The sequence below is a fragment of the Streptomyces sp. NPDC001450 genome, assembly GCF_053597295.1.
Genome location: NZ_JBSFHY010000033.1, coordinates 93,872 through 112,136, shown reverse-complemented (window position 1 = coordinate 112,136; position 18,265 = coordinate 93,872). Strand labels below are relative to the sequence as shown.

The 18,265-nt window shown below is 70.0% G+C and carries 15 protein-coding genes and 3 pseudogenes; 11 read left to right on the top strand and 7 right to left on the bottom strand.

Going from position 1 to position 18,265, the window contains the following annotated elements; all coding sequences use genetic code 11:
* Positions 1-301: 301 nt before the first annotated feature.
* The gene (locus ACWC5O_RS31215; RefSeq protein WP_450588106.1) at positions 302-634 is read right to left on the bottom strand and encodes a DUF1877 family protein; all 333 of its coding nucleotides are present in this window, start codon (positions 632-634) and stop codon (positions 302-304) included.
* A 648-nt stretch (positions 635-1,282) separates the two neighbouring features.
* Here ACWC5O_RS31215 and ACWC5O_RS31210 point away from each other — a divergent pair.
* The 5 genes and pseudogenes from ACWC5O_RS31210 (at position 1,283) to ACWC5O_RS31190 (ending at position 4,122) form a co-directional block, all read left to right on the top strand.
* Positions 1,283-1,675, top strand: coding sequence for a hypothetical protein (locus ACWC5O_RS31210; RefSeq protein ID WP_450588104.1), 393 nt, complete (start codon positions 1,283-1,285; stop codon positions 1,673-1,675).
* A 580-nt stretch (positions 1,676-2,255) separates the two neighbouring features.
* Positions 2,256-2,603 carry an RICIN domain-containing protein gene (locus ACWC5O_RS31205; RefSeq protein ID WP_450588103.1) on the top strand — a complete coding sequence of 116 codons (348 nt, stop codon included), beginning with the start codon at positions 2,256-2,258 and terminating at the stop codon, positions 2,601-2,603.
* Positions 2,569-2,673: pseudogene (locus tag ACWC5O_RS31200) on the top strand (IS5/IS1182 family transposase); the annotation flags it as partial. The gene ACWC5O_RS31205 and the pseudogene ACWC5O_RS31200, both read left to right, overlap by 35 nt.
* Before the next feature lie 127 nt (positions 2,674-2,800).
* Positions 2,801-3,367, top strand: coding sequence for a LysE family translocator (locus ACWC5O_RS31195; protein ID WP_450588101.1), 567 nt, complete (start codon positions 2,801-2,803; stop codon positions 3,365-3,367).
* 80 nt (positions 3,368-3,447) lie between these two features.
* Entirely contained in the window at positions 3,448-4,122 is a 675-nt protein-coding gene (locus ACWC5O_RS31190) for an HAD family hydrolase (RefSeq protein WP_450588100.1), read from the top strand.
* A gap of 1 nt (position 4,123) precedes the next feature.
* Here ACWC5O_RS31190 and ACWC5O_RS31185 read toward each other — a convergent pair whose 3' ends face one another.
* A complete protein-coding gene (locus ACWC5O_RS31185) occupies positions 4,124-6,217 on the bottom strand; it encodes a HelD family protein (RefSeq protein WP_450588098.1) in 2,094 nt (697 codons plus the stop codon).
* Positions 6,218-6,756: 539 nt separating this feature from the next.
* Positions 6,757-10,494 carry a CHAT domain-containing protein gene (locus tag ACWC5O_RS31180; protein ID WP_450588096.1) on the bottom strand — a complete coding sequence of 1,246 codons (3,738 nt, stop codon included), beginning with the start codon at positions 10,492-10,494 and terminating at the stop codon, positions 6,757-6,759.
* Positions 10,495-10,789: 295 nt separating this feature from the next.
* On the opposite strand from ACWC5O_RS31180, the gene ACWC5O_RS31175 reads away from it, so the two are divergent.
* Positions 10,790-11,212, top strand: coding sequence for a hypothetical protein (locus ACWC5O_RS31175; RefSeq protein WP_450588094.1), 423 nt, complete (start codon positions 10,790-10,792; stop codon positions 11,210-11,212).
* A 21-nt stretch (positions 11,213-11,233) separates the two neighbouring features.
* Here the strand turns inward: ACWC5O_RS31175 and ACWC5O_RS31170 are convergent.
* Positions 11,234-11,333: pseudogene (locus ACWC5O_RS31170) on the bottom strand.
* A gap of 262 nt (positions 11,334-11,595) precedes the next feature.
* On the opposite strand from ACWC5O_RS31170, the gene ACWC5O_RS31165 reads away from it, so the two are divergent.
* Positions 11,596-13,209: a phospholipase D-like domain-containing protein gene (locus ACWC5O_RS31165; protein WP_450588092.1), complete on the top strand. Its 1,614-nt coding sequence runs from the start codon at positions 11,596-11,598 to the stop codon at positions 13,207-13,209.
* Here ACWC5O_RS31165 and ACWC5O_RS31160 read toward each other — a convergent pair.
* Positions 13,182-13,505 (bottom strand): M55 family metallopeptidase, encoded by a 324-nt coding sequence (locus ACWC5O_RS31160; RefSeq protein ID WP_450588090.1) that lies wholly within the window; start codon positions 13,503-13,505, stop codon positions 13,182-13,184. The genes ACWC5O_RS31165 and ACWC5O_RS31160 overlap by 28 nt on opposite strands.
* Before the next feature lie 118 nt (positions 13,506-13,623).
* On the opposite strand from ACWC5O_RS31160, the gene ACWC5O_RS31155 reads away from it, so the two are divergent.
* Together ACWC5O_RS31155 and ACWC5O_RS31150 are read left to right on the top strand one after the other, a co-directional pair.
* The gene (locus tag ACWC5O_RS31155; RefSeq protein ID WP_450588088.1) at positions 13,624-13,959 is read left to right on the top strand and encodes a YciI family protein; all 336 of its coding nucleotides are present in this window, start codon (positions 13,624-13,626) and stop codon (positions 13,957-13,959) included.
* A gap of 272 nt (positions 13,960-14,231) precedes the next feature.
* Positions 14,232-14,369 (top strand): hypothetical protein, encoded by a 138-nt coding sequence (locus ACWC5O_RS31150; RefSeq protein ID WP_450588087.1) that lies wholly within the window; start codon positions 14,232-14,234, stop codon positions 14,367-14,369.
* 269 nt (positions 14,370-14,638) lie between these two features.
* Here ACWC5O_RS31150 and ACWC5O_RS31145 read toward each other — a convergent pair whose 3' ends face one another.
* Positions 14,639-15,118 (bottom strand): FtsX-like permease family protein, encoded by a 480-nt coding sequence (locus tag ACWC5O_RS31145; RefSeq protein WP_450588085.1) that lies wholly within the window; start codon positions 15,116-15,118, stop codon positions 14,639-14,641.
* Here ACWC5O_RS31145 and ACWC5O_RS31140 point away from each other — a divergent pair.
* A pseudogene (locus ACWC5O_RS31140) lies at positions 15,093-15,579 on the top strand (oxygenase MpaB family protein); the annotation flags it as partial. The gene ACWC5O_RS31145 and the pseudogene ACWC5O_RS31140 overlap by 26 nt on opposite strands.
* 220 nt (positions 15,580-15,799) lie before the next feature.
* On the top strand, positions 15,800-17,272 hold the full coding sequence (locus ACWC5O_RS31135) for an FG-GAP and VCBS repeat-containing protein (protein ID WP_450588083.1): 1,473 nt from the start codon (positions 15,800-15,802) through the stop codon (positions 17,270-17,272).
* Positions 17,273-17,709: 437 nt separating this feature from the next.
* Here ACWC5O_RS31135 and ACWC5O_RS31130 read toward each other — a convergent pair whose 3' ends face one another.
* Positions 17,710-17,988: a hypothetical protein gene (locus ACWC5O_RS31130; protein WP_450588081.1), complete on the bottom strand. Its 279-nt coding sequence runs from the start codon at positions 17,986-17,988 to the stop codon at positions 17,710-17,712.
* Between the last annotated feature and the right edge of the window lie 277 nt (positions 17,989-18,265).

Sequence of the window (18,265 nt, the reverse complement as noted above, 5' to 3'; positions counted from 1 at the left end):
CGAGCTCCTCAAGGCTGTCGGCCGGCCGTCCCGGTCACTGGGACGGCACGACGGTGGCCGGTGCGACGACCCTAGCGACGGACGGGGGTGGATACCGCCCATTCATGCAGAAAAGTACCCGGGCGTGGTGTCCGGGTGGAAGCGCCGACGGACGCGTTCCTGGGCCCGCTGACTGGCATGGGCCTCGTGGGCCGAACGGACAATGCCGAACGGACCAAGCGCTGCTTCCAGGAAAGCGAAGGGCGCCTTCGTATGGGACATCATCCAGCGCGCCAAGGCGAGATCGGCGCGAAGACGGACCTCAGTACCAGAATGCTTTGACGACTGCCTTTCCGGCCGTGGCGGTGCGCTGGTAGAAGCCGCGGAGGTCAGCATGGTGACGGAGACAGATGTCCCTGACGTCCTCCTCAGCCCAGCCGGGACCGAACGTTGCGTGCAACTTGGGGCCCGCCGACTCCCAGAGGACGTCGAACGAGACGTCCGAGAGAAAGGCTGATGCCTGCCGCACCGTGTCCGGGGTCAGGTGGACGAAGGGGGGGTTGGTCGTCGTCAGGGTGGTAGACGATGTCACCGCCGAAGATGGGCAGTTCCCACGTTCCCCCTCGCCCCTCGGAAAGACCACTGCCAGCTTCATAGAGTTGGTGCAGCGAACTGAAGTCCTTCTCGATGGACTCCGCAATCCCCGCGTCGGACTCCGCTTGATGGACGTCCCAGTCCCAGGCAGCTCCCATGAACTCCTGCAGCCAGCCGAAATCGAGCTGAACCTCGGAGCTCCGGACGGCGCGCAGATGCATGTGGAAGCTCATGGCACCCCTCGTCACGAGCGACCCGACGTGCGCGGGCCGTCAAAGCCGCAAGCGTATCCCGGGGCACTGACACCGAGTGGGTGCAGCAGCGGGCAGCTGACTCAGGGCTGTCCTGCAAGTATCGCTGGCGTACTGGATGACGGCTCCAGCTACCGTCCGCTGACGGAGCAGGACCACCCCCTCGTCCGTGATGTCTTCCCGGATCTCGTCGCAGAGGTGATCCTGGTCGAGGAGTGCGGCTGCGGCGACGAGTTCTGCCAGAGCTTCCAGATCACACCTCATCCGCAGGGGCAGCCCTACGGCGCCGGCCGCCGGTGCGTGCCGCTCCTCCCTTCGCGAGGCATGCTGTGCCTGGACGTCGTGGATGGCCGGATCATGTACGTCGAAATCAGCGGCTCGGTGAATTGCACCTTTCTGGCCATGGTCGGGGACGCGCTCGGCACGTCGGTCCTCGACAGGAGTGCAAACCGCCGGGTGTGCGCTACGAGGTGGGTGACGGGTCCGAACTGCGGCCCACCGGTGGGCGCTTCGACGTCGCCACGGCAGTCCGGCTGCTCAACTACGCGCAGGACGTCGCCGCCATGGAGGGAATGCGCGGCAACGTGCACCAGAGCCTGGCGCCCGGCGTCGAGTTCTTCGTACTCGCCCGGGCATCCGACCGCCGCTCCGACGGGCCGTCCCCGCGCAAGTACGGCTTCCTCGGCGAGCTGACCGACGAGGAGGCCGAGACCGGACCGCGAGTCGGGATCACGGCGTCGGGGCTTTGGTCTCGGCAGAGCCCGACGCGTCTCCGCCCGACCGGCCCGCGGCCTCCAACGGCAGGCTCCATGGCCGAACCTGCGAACCGTGCCCGCACCCGCGCCTCGTAACGCGGTCATCAGCTTGCCGAGGCGAAGACCTGGGACTGTTCGTGATCATTCACGGCGGGCACCGCAGGGCCGGCCGCGGTCAGGGGCCCGGCGGTCTGTGCGGTGGAGAGGGCTTGGACGAGGTCACCGAACTGGCGTCCGCCGCCGAGCGAAGGTTCCGTCCCGTGCCGTCCCGGGGCGCGGGACGCGCTGTCCCGAGACGGCGCGGGACGCTCCGGGGCGCCCTGCGGAAGGCGAACGGCTCGCTGCGCTTGCCACCGAAACGATCACAGCAACGGCAGGAGCGTCTACCTCGGCCCGGGCGGCTGGAACAACGACAACAAGTACCGGCTCTGGTACTGAGCCGTCGGCTCCTTCCGATACACCCTTCCGACCACGGACAACGACACACAGGGGGATTTCCCATGCGCATCAACACCGCCCGCATGGCCAAGGTTCTCGGAACCGCCGCGCTCGCACCGGCCCTGGCGCTGACCATGACCACGGCGGCGCACGCCGGCGGCGACGTGCACTGGGTGCACCGCAACTCGGGCAAGGCCCTGATGGTGACGTGGGCCAACAACCACCCGGACGACGTACGTTGGCCTACAGCTCGGACGTCTGGGCCCAGTGGCACGACGTGCACCTGGGCGACGGCAGCTGGCTCGAGAAGAGCTCGGCGGACACCGGCTACTGCCTGACGGCCTACACCGACCACGACGCCTGCATGGAGCCGTGCAGCGGCAACAACTGGCAGCGCTGGGACGAGATCAGCGTCGGGGGCGGCAACTGGAAGCGGCGCAACCGGCAGACCGGGGAGTACCTCGACAGCAACGGCAACTCCGTTTACATGCACGAGTGCAACGACGGCGACAAGTACCAGCTCCGGTACCGGCCCCTCGGCCATGGCCTTCCCCCGGACGCGTCCGGATTACCTGTGCGGCGATAAGGGCTACAGCTCGCGCCGAAACCGGCAATACCTGCGGAGGCGACGGATCCGAGCGATCCGTCGGCAGCCCGTAGCCGCCCTCGTGCCAGAGGATCCCAAGCCGACGGGGCTGACCTCATCACTGAATGCCGCCAATCCTGCCCGATTTCGGGCAGGATCATAGACGTTCTCTGGTCTCCGGCCTAGGGTTACCGGCCATGATCACCCTGGACGCGATAGAGACGTTCACCCTGATAGTGGGGCTTCTCACGCTCACTCCCGGACTGGATACCGCCCTCATCCTGCGCACCGCGGCGCTCGGGCACCGGCGTCGCGCCTGGGGCGTGGTCCTCGGCATCCAGAGCGGCACGCTGGTCTGGGGCACGCTCACTTCGCTCGGTGTCACCGCACTTCTGACGGCATCTCACCTCGCATACGACAGTGTTCGTTGGAGCGGAGCCGCGTATCTGGTGTGGATGGGCGGCAGGCTGCTGCGGGCCACCTGGCGCCAAGGGGTCACGACCAATCTTCCCAACCCGAAGATGGGTGCCTCCTACGTTGCCGTGCTCCCGCAGTTCGTCCCCACCGGCGCCTCGCACGTTGCTGCAGGCGTCCTCCTGGCCGGTGTGCACATCCTCCTGGCCGTCGTCTGGTCCTGCGTGCTGATCGCATTCGCGCACGTGCTCCGAGTCCGTCTGCAACGGCCTTCGGCCCGCCGCTACCTCGACCGCATCACCGGCACGGTCATCGCTGCCTTCGGCATCCGGCTCGCGCTCGGGCAGTGAGGCAGCTGTCGGCGCACCGCAAGACCACCGGAGGCCGCTGCACGGGCAACCCCGCATCACCCGAAGCGAAAGGACCCTTCATGTACACGCTCCCCACCAGCACCGACGCGGTCGTCTTCGACTGCGACGGCTTGCTGGTCGACACCGAAGCATGCTGGACCGTTGCGGAAACGGCCATCTTCGCCGCGCACGGCCATCCCTTCGGTCCCGAACAGAAAGCCCTCGTCATCGGCCGAACCGTGGAGGCCGCTGGAGAAGCCATGGCCCAGTACCTCGGATGCCCCGGCGCCGGGGCCGAGCTCGCCGCCGAGCTCCTCGAAGGAGTCCGCAAGGAGCTTTCCCAAGGCGCCACAGCCCTCCCCGGGGCGGCGGCACTGGTGCGCGCCTGCCGTGCAGCCGTGCCCATCGCCGTAGCCAGCAACAGCCCCCGGGAACTGCTGGACGCGGCACTGTGGTCGGCCGGCCTCGCCGACTGCTTCACCCACTCGTTCGCCGCTGACGAGGTACGTTCGCCCAAACCCGCACCAGAGCTCTACCTCACGGCATGCGAAGCACTCGGTGTGGCCCCGAAGCGTTCCGTCGCCTTCGAGGACTCGGCCACAGGCATCGCCTCGGCGCGTGCTGCCGGGCTCTACGTCGCGGTCGTACCCTCCCTTCCAGGCGTCGCCCTCGACCACGACTGGCTGGGCACCAGCCTGGCCGAGCCCGAATTGCAGGAGTGGGCCAGGGCGCTGGGGCATGGCACTGCCTGCTGACCTACCTTCGTTGGAAAGGCGTGTACGAATGGAGGCCGACTTCCGCCGGAGGCTGAATCTCGCGTGTGATCTTCACGGTAGGCGGGACGGTGATGGTGCACAGTCGCTTGGTGGCCCGGGTCAGGGCGACGTACAGGTCGCGCTCGCCCCCAGGGCGGGCGGCGGTGATCCCGTCCGGGTCGACCACGACCGCGGCGTCGAACTCCAGACCGCGCGCCTGTGAGGCCGGCACCAGTCGGGCATGCTGCTCGATCCCCGCAGCCGTGAGCTGCTCCGTCCTGCCATCGGCGCAGATCACCCCGACCAACTCGCCCGGGTGCGCGGCGCCCTGCTCCCGCAGCTCCCGCACGAGGGCGGTGACGAGCGACTCCGGGGCCGCGGCGAGGGTTCGAGGCACCTCGCCGCGCCGGATCGACCGGATCTCCGGCCGGCCCGGGGCGATCCGCGCGAGCAAGTCCCCTGTGGTGGCGAGGATCTCCTGCGTGGTCCGGTAGCTGACGGTCAGGGTGCGCAGGTCGAAGCGCCGTCCGAGGTCCGGGCCGAGTGCCTCCCTCCAGTCCCGGGCCACCGCCGCCGGGCCCGCCTGGGCGAAATCTCCGACCAGCGTCATGGACCTGCCCGGGCAACGGCGCACGATCATCCGCCACTGCATGGCGGTGAGCTCTTGTGCCTCGTCGACGACGACGTGTCCGAAGACGTGCTCAGGCGGGCCGTCGACCAGGCTCGCCGCCTCGTCGAGAAGCGGCCCATCAGCGTCCGTCCAGGGCGCACCGGGCGTTCGCCGCAGCAGGGCCCGCTGGTCGTCGGTGAACTGCCGCAGGTACGCGGCCTGCGCGTCAGTATCCGTCAGCAGGGCGCGGACCACGTCGCCGGGCGTGAGCCGCGGCCACAGGTCCTCGACGGCCTGATCGAGCAGGGCATCGTCCAGGAGGTCGGCGCGCACCCGCTCGGTGTCGAACTCGTCGGCACCTGTGGCGGGCGCGTCGTCAACACCGAGGCGGCGCAGGTCCGCTGCCGCGGCCCGGTCCAGGTCGAGGCCGGTCAGTTGCGCGACCTCGGCGTCGATACGTTCAAGCGTCTCGGCGCCACTGCGGGCAAGCTCACGGACGAGGGCGTCGACGAGCAGCTCCTTGAACAGCCGACGTGCCCGGTTGTGCGCGAGCCCACTGGTCTGTGCCGATGCCCGCGCTTGTGCGACATCCCTGTCCTGCAGACGAATCCACTCCTGCCCGACCCGGACGTCGAAATCGCCGCCCGGGGCCTGTCGTGAGCGGACCACAGCGGCCAGCGCGTCGGCCAGTACGGCACTCCCCTTCAGGCGCGCCGCCTCGAAAGGGTCCGCGGCGGCCGGCACGACACCGGCAAGTTCCTCGCACGTCGCCAAGACGACATCGTTCTCCCCGAGCGAGGGCAGGACCTGGCAGATGTAGTCCAGGAACCGCGCGTTCGGCCCCACTACGAGCACGCCGCGCTCTGATGCCTTCGGGAACGCGTACAGCACATACGCGGCGCGGTGCAGCGCCACAACCGTCTTTCCGGTGCCCGGACCACCCTGCACCACCGTCACCCCGCGGTGCGGCGACCGGACGATCGCGTCCTGCTCGGCCTGGAGCGTGGCAACCGCCGCACCCATCCGCCCCGTGCGCCTCTCCTGGAGCGCCGCCGTCAACGGGCCGTCTCCGACCACGTCCTGTCCGGTGGGTGCGGAGCCGTCAAGCAGCTCATCGCTCACCCCCACCACCGTGCGGCCCGCCAGGCGCAGATGGCGACGCCGCCGCAGCCCCATGGGATGAACCTGTGTCGCCTCATAGAAGGGCCGCGCGGCCTCGGCCCGCCAATCCACCAGCAGTGGCAGCTCGTCCGAGTCTCTGTGCAGCCCCAGCCGCCCGATCCGCAGGGCGGTTCCGTCCGCCAGGTCGATCCGGCCGAAGACCAACCCGTCCTCGGCCCCCTCCAGCCGACGAACCTCCCTCGCCAGCCGCCCGGCCACCACCTCCCGCTCGTACGCCTCGCCCGCGCCATCGGACGGCGTCGCGAGCACGCGCGCCAGCTGCGCCCGCGCCCCGGCCAGCCGCTCGTCCAACAGCTCGCCCATGACGGACACCTGAGCTCGCTCAAGCTCCACCTCGCGCGCGGCACCATCGTTGATCTGCGACAAGAAATGGCCCCCTGTTCAACCCGCCAATATTCGAGGCGCCACTATGCAGACGGATTCCGGAAAAGTAAATATTGACCAAACCAGATGGAATGTGGCCTCTGATGCGGCACCACGCCCGGCTGCGGTTCCGGCATCGAATTCCGCTTGCTCGCGCCGCCGCGCCGCATGAGGCGGGAGGAACCCCCGGCCTCGCCGCCTGCCGTCCTGCCCGCTGCCGCGAAATTGACCACGGTCAGATCCTGCTCACGCAGAATCAATTCTGGCTTTGTTCACGAGTGACGGTTCTGGCTCAACTCCCACAAGCGGCCCACAGAGTGCGGCCGTCCCACCGCCTGCCACCGCATCAAGGCCGGTGAGCCCACCCCAGAAGTTGAGCCAGAACCCTTCCAGGGGCAGCGTTTGTCCGCCAGTCCGGGCAGCAGGTGCGGATCGGGAGGTCCGTGGATGTTCAGGAGAAGTAGCAGCGCAGGCGGTGCTCAGCGTGCCGCGGGGTTGCCCTGGTGGGTGAAGGCGGCCCACAGGTGGATCTCGTGCAGGTCGGCGCGGGCGGCCTCGCGGTGCAGCGGGTCGCCCAGGCCGGGCGGGGGCCGACGGTCCGGGTCGAGCATCCACAGCTGGGCGGCGCGCAACGCGTCGGCGGGAGCGAGGTCCTGACGGGTGAGGAAGTGGTGGAAGAGGGCCATCATCAGCGCGGTCGCGCTGTCGTTGACGGCCCAGCGGGAGCCGACCACGTCGGCCGCACCCCGGGCGACCAGGGCGGTGGAGAGGGTCAGTGCCTCGTCGTGGTCGCCCGTGCTCAGGTCGGTCTCGCAGGCGCTGAGCACGACCAGCGGGCCGTCCGGGCCGGGCGCCGCGGCCGCGGCATGGTCCAGGATCCGGGCGACGGTCAGCTCGCCGTCGGCCAGCGACAGCGCCGACCGTGCAGGACTCGGACCGGCCACGCCGTGGCAGGACACGTGCAAGACCGCCGCCGGCTGACCGCCGCCCGGCAGGACGGCCAGCAGGTCCTCGCAGCTCCCCGGCGCATCCGGCACACCCTCGGCCGCCACGAACTCGCCGTAGCGCCGTGCGTCCGGGTAGCAGGCGGAACGCAGCGCCTCCGTCTCGATCTCGGCCCACACCAGGCTGAGCCGCGGGTCGGTGACCAGCACCCGGCGCCCGGTGGCCGGCAGCCGGTCGCGGGCGGCGGCCCGCAGGAACTGCGCCCCGGACGGGGCGTAGCTGAACACCGCGTCCTGGCAGGCGTACCGGTAGCCGCCCAGCGGGATGTGCTTGCGCGCCGCATGCCAGGGGACGACACCGAGGGGCCCACAGGGGATCAGCACGATCCGCGGCGGCCGGCCCAGGGGTTCCAGGGAGTCGAGGACCGGCCCTACGGCAGCGGGCCAGGCCCAGTCGCACAGCTCGCTCAGTGCCGCCCGCCATTCCGTCTCGGCGGCCTCCCGCGACGCACGTGACGCGTCCGGGTCGGCCGCCTTGCGGGAACGGTCGGCGGCGGCGGCGAGGTAACGCTCCAGCTGGTGGCTGCCGGGGGAGAGCAGCAGGGGCAGGGCGAGCACGGAGGGCTCGGCGCCGCCGGGGCGCAGGATCAGCGCGCGTCCCGGGATGTGGGGGCGGAAGCCCTCGCCGGGGACCAGGTAGACCAGCGCATCGGCCCCTGAGGCGGCCAGCGCGGCGGTCAGTGCGGCGGCGTCCGGAGTGCCGAGCAACTCCCGCGCGCCGGTGCCGTTGCCCGCGCCCAGCGCGGCGAGCGCCTTGCGCCGCAGGCTGCTCGGCAGCTCGGCGCCGGGGGTTGGGGCCGCCACCACGGCCGCCGTCCTCGGCCGCAGCGGATTCCCCTCAGCCGGATGCCCCTCGCCCGCGTCCCCCTCAACCTCATCCCCCTCGCGCGGACCCCGCCGGAGTGGATGCCGCGGTGCCTGCGCCTGCCACCGCTCGGCCAGGTCGGAGTGACCCCGGTCCGCCAGCAGCCGGGGCACGCCGTGTGCGGCCGCGGCCGTCTGCAGCACCAGGGCCCGGCCCAGCTCCAGCGCCTCCACGGCCTCGGCGGGGCGGCGGTCCTCGGCGCACCGCAGGGCCAGCCACAGCACGTGGCCGGTCGCGGCCCGGGCCACCGACAGGGCGTGCTCGGCGCCGAGTTGAAGGAGGACATCGGCGGCCATCAGCTCCAGTGCCTCGCGGCGGGTGTTCAGGCTCGCCTTCCGGTCCTCACTCGCGCGCGGGCCACCGGTAACCGCGCTCATCCAGTGGGCCGTGGACAGCTCCGTCAGAACCTCGACGTTCAACGGCAGGCCGTGGCCTTCGGCGGCCAGGGCGCGGACCCGGCTCAGTTCGGCGATGCACGGGTCGAGCAGGCTGAGGTCACTGCGGTGGGTGGTCGCGCGGAGCATGGCCCGGCCGAGGGCGAGCCGGAGCTGGGCTTCGTCCCAGGGCGACGTCCGCGATTCCTCGATCACCCGGTGGACCTCCGCGATGGCGCGGTCGATGACCTCCCGGCGGGGGTCGGCCATGGCCAGCGCGGTCATCAGCTGGGCCCGTGTGGTGGGGAAGTACGGTGCGAACAGCGGCGGGACCGTGGCCGGATCGATCTCCACGGCCTCCCGCAGGTACCGGGCGGCGGCGCGGAGGTCGGCCTGGTCTCCGGTGCGGGCGGCACGTTCGCCGTGGGCCAGGCCCAGCGTGCCGGTGATGATGAAGCGTGTGCCCCCGTCGGGCGCAGGGGAGGTGTACCGGTCGCTCAACGTCTGGATCAGGTCCTCCGCCGCGCGGGCCAGCGCGGCCTGGTCCCGGCTGCGGCGGGCCAGTTGGAACCCGGTGAAGAGGCTGAACAGCGCCTGGACATCGTCGTCTTCATCCGCGGCAGACAGCCCCTCGGCCATCGCCCGGGCGGCGACGCCGTCCTGGAGGCTGCCTCCGAGCCTGGCGGCGGTGGCGACGCGATGGGCGAGGAGGACGGACAGGTACCGCCGGGCGGCCGCGGCGTTCGCCCCGTCCGCCGGAAGGGCGTCGATCCACTCCCGCAGCCATGCCGCGCTCCGCTCCACGCGCGCGATCTCGCCGTTCGATACCCACAGGCTGTCGATCGAGGTGGACAGGATCAGTTCCAGGCTCAGCTCTCGCCGCCAGGCCGAACGCGCCGCCGGGTCGGGGTCCGGCCGCATCGCGGCCGCGTCCACCTCGCCGAAGTCCAGCGTCTCGGGCATCCGGCGGTTCCCCGCCACCAGGAGGGACGCGTGGAACTTGGCGACGCGGATCCGCTCGGGTGCATCCGTAGGCAAGGCGAGCAGCACCTCCCTGGCCGCCTGAGCGGCGCTGTGGACGCGTTCGACGAGCGACCGGGGATCCTGCCCGCCCGATCTGAGCGCGGCGAGCAGCTCACGCAGCGGCGCGAACTCGGGCTGGTCCAGGCCCAGATCCGCCAGCTCCCGGCCGGCGTCCGCCATGGAGACCCAGGGATCGTTCACGGTGACGCACAGCCACTCCAGCAGACGCGTGAACCGCACCGCGTCCCGGAAGGCCCAGTCCACCACCCCCTGGACAGCGTCGGCCAGCGCATCCTCCACGGGTTCCCCTCGGGTCACCGTACCGGCCGGCCCCGCCACCTCCTCGCCATCGTTGCCCTCCCGGGGCGGAGACGGCGAACCTCCCCCGGGCTGGCCGGGCAGCGAGGACAGCAGCGTCGCGACGTGCTCCATGACGGCCAGCACACTCTCCCGCGTCGTCAGGTCCCCGGCGACGATGCGGGCGAGAACGTTCAGGGCCTCGGTCAACTGCTCCCGCAGGGATTCGACCAGGCCGGGCGGCCCGGAGCCGTCGCGCGCCTGCGGAGGAACGCCCGGCGGGATGAGCAGCCCGGCCAGGTTGCTCCGGGCCATCATGGCGAGCCGGTCGTTCAGCGGCCTGGCACGGTCGGTCCACCGGAGATGGCTCAAGGCGGCCGCCCGCTCCCGCGGATCGGCGTCCGGCCGGCCCTTGAGCCGCGCCTGCATCAGCAGCCCGAGCCAGGGCACGACGGCCGCCCGGGCCGGGTCCTCCGCCGGTAACAGCCTCTCGACCGTGGCCAGATGCTCGGTCACGATCCGTAACGTGGCCAGCTGCGGATTCTTCTGCGCCTGGGGCCACAACTCATGCGCCTGACGAACGGCGACAGCGGCCCAGGCCCGGAGCCCCGCGACGTCTCCCTCGCCGTGGTCCCGCTGCTTCTCGTCGGCCATGCATCCCCCCCCGCGACCGATGATCCTGGGTGACACAGCAGATCATTCGAAGTGGAGAACGTGGAAGGGGCCCACCGCCCCTGCGCCGCGGAGAAGCCTCAGTCGCTCGTCGGCTTCGTCCCCTTCCAGGGGCCCTGATATCCGCTCCTGATGATCCACATGACAGGATTCGCGGGGCTGAACAACCAGCACGATCTTCGTGCTGGTCGAAGAGCGTCTGCGCTGGTCACCTCGGTGAGGCTTGTACGACCGCTCGTCGGCCCGTCCGGCCCGGCAAGACAGGTAGGCACCGCCCGTGAGTGATGAGTGGTACGTCCTCATCGAAGAGGACACTCGACTGACAGAGCGCGTCCAAGGCGCGGAACTGAAGCTGCATCACTGGATGCTGGTGGGTACTCACCGCATCGAGGGGGATGAGGCACAGGCTGCAGCAGTGGCCGAGGACGCAGCCCTGCACTACGTGCCACAGGTTCTCGCACGGCATGCCCGCCCGGGAGACGAGCCGGCGCGGTATGCCTTCCTCGCCCCGGACGGTGCGTGGGTGGTGCTTGTGAGGCAGCGGCACCGGGAGTGCCATGTACGAGTGACCACGGCGCGGCTCATGCATTCACGGGAAGAGAAGGAAGCCCCGCCCAAAAGCCTGAAGGAGAAGTTCCGCAGCGCCTGGGACGGACCGCCGCCTCCCGAGAAGCCGTGGACGCCGGCCGGCACAGCATGAGCGACGTATCCGGAAACGTACTGGCGGAGAGGGCAGGATTCGAACCTGCGTGGGCCCCCTGAGGGGCCCGACCTCGAGGCGTGCTCGCTGGTCCCCGATCAGCCACTCCGGGCACCTCTCCCCGTGACCGGCTTCCGGTGTCCCGCGCCGTTCACGTGAACAACATTGGCAGGGCTCACTGACGTCGGCCTGATGCGTATCTGACATGCCCCCAGGATGTCCGCGTCGCCCTGCTGACCGGGGCTGTTCGGACCCGGTGGGCGAAGTCGTCGGGAGCCCCGGCCATGTCATGCGTGGCCACGCGATCCGACGTACGTGTCTCCCGTCCGACAGGGGCGCGGTCCCCGCAGTACGTGAGATGTACTGCCTGGTAACTTCTCTGGGTGATCATTTCCTCCCGCTTAAACCGCCTGGCACGCGTCACGCTGATATCCGCCCTCTCCCTGGCCGCGCTGCCCGCCGCGCCCGCCACCGCCGCCGACTCGGCGACCCCCCATCTCGACGCCGTGGAAGGCACCTTGCGCGAGGTCTCGCCCGGCCTCGAAGGGAACGTGTGGGAGCGGACGAGCGGCAACCGGCTCGACACCGCGGACGGCGACCCCGCCGACTGGCTGCTCCAGACGCCCGGCTGCTGGGGCGACGCCGACTGCACGGACCGCGTCGGCACCGAGCGGCTGCTGGCGAAGATGACCGAGAACATCTCCCGGGCGACACGGACCGTCGACATCTCGACTCTCGCGCCCTTCCCGGACGGTGCCTTCCAGGACGCCATCGTCGCGGGCCTGAAGTCCTCCGTGGACTCCGGCCACAAGCTCAAGGTCCGCGTCCTCGTCGGGGCCGCGCCCCTCTACCACCTGAACGTGCTGCCCTCGAAGTACCGGGACGACCTGCGCAGCAAGCTCGGTTCGGCGGCCGATGCCGTCACGCTCGACGTCGCCTCGATGACCACGTCGAAGACCGCCTTCTCGTGGAACCACTCCAAGCTCCTGGTCGTCGACGGGGAGTCCGCGATCACCGGCGGCATCAACGACTGGAAGGGCGACTACCTCGACACCGCCCACCCGGTCACCGACGTCGACCTCGCCCTGACCGGCCCCGCCGCCGGCACGGCCGGCCGGTACCTGGACCAGCTGTGGACCTGGACCTGCCGCAACCAGAACAACGTCGCCAGCGTCTGGTACGCCGCCTCCGGCGGAGGGGACTGCATGGCGACCATGGAGCGGGACACGAACCCCCGTGCCGTCCCCGCCACCGGCGACGTACCGGTGATCGCCGTCGGCGGGCTCGGCGTGGGCATCCAGGACACCGATCCCACCTCCACCTGGCGTCCGACCCCGCCGGCCACGTCCGGCACCCGGTGCGTGATCGGGTTGCACGACAACACCAACGCCGACCGTGACTACGACACGGTCAACCCCGAAGAGAGCGCCCTGCGTTCACTGATCTCCAGCGCGACCAGCCACATCGAGATCTCGCAGCAGGACCTCAACGCGACCTGCCCGCCGCTGCCCCGCTACGACACCCGCGTCTACGACGCCCTCGCCGCGAAGCTCGCCGCCGGCGTCAAGGTGCGCATCGTCGTCAGCGACCCTGCAAACCGCGGCGCTGTCGGCAGCGGAGGCTACTCGCAGATCAAGTCCCTCTCCGAGATCAGCGACGTACTGCGCAGCCGGCTCACCCGGGTCACCGGCGACGACCGCAGCGCCACGGCGGCGCTCTGCTCCAACCTGCAGCTCGCGTCCTTCCGCAGCTCCCCGAGCGCGAAGTGGGCCGACGGACACCCCTACGCCCAGCACCACAAGCTGGTCTCGGTCGACGGCTCCGCGTTCTACATCGGCTCGAAGAACCTCTACCCGGCGTGGTTGCAGGACTTCGGGTACATCGTCGAGAGCCCCCGCGCCGCCCAGCAGCTCGACACCCGGCTGCTGAGCCCGCAGTGGACCTACTCCAAGGAGTCCGCCACGGTCGACTACGAACGGGGGATCTGCCAGATCTGAAGTCCCGCTGTCCGCAAGGAAGTGACGAAAGTGTGGTACAGGCGGACGGGGTCGTCGTCGCGTAGGTGGACGGTGACTTCGTCCGCACGGACCACGCCGTCGATCCAGGTCACCATCTCGGCCAGGTCGGCGTTGCGGAAGCGGACGGTCAGGGTGGCGGGCAGGGGGATCGCGGGCAGTCGGGCGTCAGCCGGCCGCCGCACCGCGGCACCGGCGGCCTCCGTGATCACCTCGCGAGCCTGCTCGGGGCGCAGGCTGTCGGCGGCGAAACGGGAGACCGAGTTCTTCACCACCACCGCCCGGATGCCGGCGCGGTCGATCGTGGTCGTGAACTGCAGCCACCGGTTCGGGCGGGCTCTACGTCGTCGGTACTTCCGCCAGGACGAACTAGGGCCTGTTTGCCCGGATCATGGAATGGGGTCGCTGGAGTACCTCGGGTTCGGCTACGGTCCGAAGATGTTCGTTGTCACAGTGACTTATACGGCACCGCTGGAGGAAGTAGCCCCGTGGAGACCAGCCCACGGCGACTGGCTGAACGACCTCATTTCACGGCGACTGCTTCTGGCAGCTGGGCGCCAAGTTCCTTTGGTGGGTGGCGTCTACCTTGCTGCCGAGATGCCTGTCGAGGACCTCGACCAGATCCTCGCCACCGATCCCTACGTGCTCAACGGTGTTGCCTCGCACAGCGTCGTGGAGTTCGTACCCTTGCTGGTCGCGTCTGGTTTGGAGGACCTCAAGCTCGAGGGGTGAGTGCTCTGCCTCCTCGGTCATGGTTGCTCGTCGGCAACAGTGGCTCCAGCGCCGCCCACTCGTCGTCACTGAGATCTCCTCCACTGAGCATGGCCAGAACAACGAGTCACTGATCGAAGAGACACCGCCTGGGACTTGTCCGGGCGGTCACGTGACTGCGCTCAGCACCGACGGCACAGTCGTCGACGACATCCGGACGCGCATCGTTCCGGCCCGGTCAAAGGCAGTCCCCGACGGCCGCCGACCCGCAACAGGCCGCCGAAGCCATCCGCATGGCGCTCGCCGACGAGACGGTGCTCGCGGGGGCGAACGAAGACCTCGGCGAGCTGGGCCAGGTGGTCATGTCCTGGCGGGGCGACCTCAGTCCGAAGACGGGGGAACTCCCCGCGTACACCCCTCCAGTGTGGTGAGGAGCTCACCGGTGGTTCGCCGGACGGCCTCTGCTGTCAGAGCCCCGGTGAACCGGGTCCCAACAGCGATCATCGTGACGAGATGCCTCCTCTCTTGGGAGTACGTCGAGGACCTGGCCGTCGTGCCAGTTGGCGATGGCCGCCCTCGCTGTCTGCTCGGTCGTGATCGTGGCGTAGCGGCGAACAGGGTCGGGGCGGGCGCCACCGCGGGCGCCCGCTGAGCCGCCAGGGCCCTGGCGGAGCACTGCCCCCGTCGCAGCGCGCGGCCGTCACTCGGTACGCAACGCCCGGGCGATGGTCTGCCGGGCCGCCGCACGCGCTGGTATCACCGCGCCCAGCGCGGCGATCGCCACCCCGGCCAGCGCCGGCAGCGCCGTGGTCCATGAGTGCCACACGTCCAGCATTCGTGCGGGGAAGGTGAGTTGGGCGCTGTGTTCGGTCCTCGGGATCACCACGCGGTACGCCGCGACACCCAGCGGCAGTCCCAGGACCCCGCCGACCAGCCCCAGCCCGGCCATGGACACCACCATCATCACCGTGACCTGCCGTGGCGTCATGCCGATCGACTTGAGCATTCCCAGATCGCGCCGCCGCTCCCGGGCGCTCAGCGCGGCCGCGTAAGCACGCCGACGGCGCGCTGCCCGCGCGTACGGCGGCCGGGCCGGCCCCGTGTGCGGGAGCAGCCGCAGGTGCGCTGGGTGGCCCGGGCGCGTCGGCGACCGCAGCCACGGGCTGAACCACCCGTCCAAGCGGATGGCGGAGGGACGGGCCAGTTCACCGTCTACCTGATGCAGCCCGACGCCTTCGAAGCCGGCAGCCGCTGCATCCCCGCCGCACAGAAGGTCCGCCTCCGGCACGCCTCCATCCACCACCACCTCAGGCGCGAGAACCGGTGGGACACCGACGTACTCGGCACGCCGATCAACCAGGAGAACATGATCGGCGGGCAGATGTTCTTCTCACTGCTCGTGCTGGACAGTCTGTGCACCGCCTCGGCATCCACATGTCACAGGAAGGCACGGAAGCCTACTACTACGCCTGGCGTGTCGTCGGCGCCATGCTCGGCGTCGACCAGGACACCGTCCCCAAGCCCCTCGACGAGGCCCGCCACTTCCTAGACCGGTACATGATCCGGCACATGGGCCCCTCCGAGGAGGGCGCCCACCTGACCCGGCAACTCATCGACCGCTACGAGGAGGTGGTACCCGGCGCGACGCCTCGCACCCACCGGTGGACCCCACCGGCCGTCACACTTCTTTGATCGTCCCGACGCTCGCGTTGGAGTGAGAGCAGGGGCGCGACTGCTTACGAGCCCAGGCCGTTCACATGCCGTTCACCGCACAACCATCTGCCGTCGCCGCGTGTCTCACAGTCGAATCTCACCCGCGTGCGCTCGCGCTTCGGCACCGCTCGCGCTTCAAGGAGGAATCGTGGGCATCCGCAGACCGGCCGTCACAGCCACAGCAGCCGCCGCGCTGATCGGGGCGTTCACCGTGCCGCTCACCGGGGACACGGCGTCCGCCGCCGAGGCCAACGCCACCGTGCGCGAGGACTTCAACGGCGACGGCTACCAGGACCTCGCCGTTGCCGCCCCCGCCGCCGCGGTGGGCGGCCACTCCTGGGCGGGCTACGTCGCGGTCAGCTACGGCTCGGCGAAGGGCCTCGGCCCGGCTCGTACCACGATCATCACCCAGGACACCCCGGGTGTGCCCGGCGCCTCCGGCGACAACCAGGGCTTCGGCTACGAGCTGATCCCCCGCGACCTGGACGGCGACGGCCTGACCGACCTGGCCGTGGTGACGAACGAGCACCAGCCGACGAACAACATCAGCGGCTCCGTGATCGTCCTGTGGGGCCGCGGAACCGGAATCTCCGGCAAGGGCGCGGTCCGCATTCCCGCACCGGTGAACGCGTTCGTCGGCGAGGACATCACCGCGGGCGACTTCGACGGCGACGGGCACACGGACCTGTTCATGCGCAACGCCGAAGACTTCGACTTCCGCGCGGTGCTCTACGGTCCGTTCGGCCGGAACGGGGCACCGGCGCGCGAGCAGCAGCTGACCGTGTTCAGCACCGACAACACGATCTGCTCCACCGCGGCAGGCGACTTCAACGGCGACGGCATCGACGACCTCGCGACCTTCTACGTCTACGAGGACCAGGCCGAGGGCGGCAAGCTGTGGCTCGGCACGCGACAGGGCCTGTCCACCGTCCCTCAACGGCTGCCCTCCGCGAACACCACCGCCGTCGGCGACTTCGACAAGGACGGCTACGCCGATCTCGCCACCCGGGTCTACCCGAACGGCGAGACGGATCTGCAATACGACCCGGGAACGATCAAGATCTACTACGGCTCGCCGGCCGGGCCCAGCACGACCCGTACGAAGACGATCACGCAGGAGACCGCAGGCGTGCCCGGCGTGAGTGAGAAGGGCGACCAGTTCGGGGCGCGGCTGAGCGCGGGCGACGTGAACGGCGACGGATACGCGGACCTGGCCGTGGGCGACCCGGGCGAGGCGATCGGTTCGGTGGCGAGGGCCGGCTCGGTGGTGCTGCTCAAGGGAGGCAGGAGCGGGCTCTCCGGCACGGGCGCGCAGGCCTTCCACCAGGGCACACCGGGTGTGCCGGGAAGCGTGGAGAAGGGCGACCTGTTCGGCGGCTCGGTGCGGCTGCTGGACGTGACGGGGGACGGGAAGGCGGACCTGGCGGCAGGCGCGCCGGGGGAGGACCTGGGCACGGTCGCGAACGGCGGCGCGGTGTGGCTGCTGCGCGGCACGGCTTCCGGTCTGACGGCGTCGAAAGCCTTCGCGGAGAACCCGGTGGATCTGGGAGCACCGGCCACGCGAGCGCAGTTCGGGAGAAATCTGGGCGGGGACAACGGGCCGGGGCTGGTGATTCCGTAGGTCTTCCGGTTCCGCAGGTTCCGCTGGTTCCTCAAGGCAGTGGCTCCGATTTCGTTGTGCGGGTTCGGCGGCCGGTTACTGGCCGACGGTGCTCCAACGCGGATTGATGTGGCTCAGCCATGTGTCTTGATCGTCTGCCAGCGGTTGCTTCAGGGGAAGCGGAACGAACCGGCAGGCGAAGGTGAGACCCGCGTCGTCTCCGCCGCCCAGGATCCGACCAGAGGCCGTCCTCGTGGATCGTGATGAGACTTCCTGAATTCGAGTCAGATTTGCTCTTGCTGCTCAGCCGATCCGGTATTGAAGGGTGTGGGGACGTTGGAAAGTGTGAGCACGAGGGGTTGCCGACCGTCGGACGGCAACCCTGGAGACCAGTGACGGTCGCCGGAATGTGTCAGGAGGCTCCGCATCAGGATGCCATCGAGGTCGGCGCGCGCCTTTCAGTGCGCCAGGTCCGCCAGCACGCGCCGGGCGACGACGCGGAACTCCGAGGCGTTGTGAATGATCTCGGTCTGGATGCCCGAGCCCACGATGCGTCGTGCCCCGTTGGCAGTCACGATGCTGCTCCACAGTTCCTGTTCGGCCTCTGCCGCGGCCTCCTCGTCTGCGCCTGTCATCGCGCGCAGCAAACCGGGCACATCATCGGCGGGACCATAGGCATGGCCAAGTTCCGGCCAGGCAACCCGGTCAAGGTCTGCATACACGGCTGCAAGATCCATGCAATGGATCCTGTCACGTGGGTCTGACAGCAGGACATGCCCGCCCCCACTCACCAACTGAGCTCGTGCGACGGCGTCCACGCGTTGGCGTAGTCGGCGGCCAGATACTGGTGGCCGCGCCCGGGAGGCAAACAGACACATGTGCCGCGCCATCGACTCATCGCGCGCTGCCGCCTGGCAGAGGCGGTCGCCCCGGCCGCAACCGGTCGGGGCGAACCTCAACAGTTCGCTCATGGTGTACGCCCGCACTGCGTTTCTTGAACCCCGTGGCAATGGC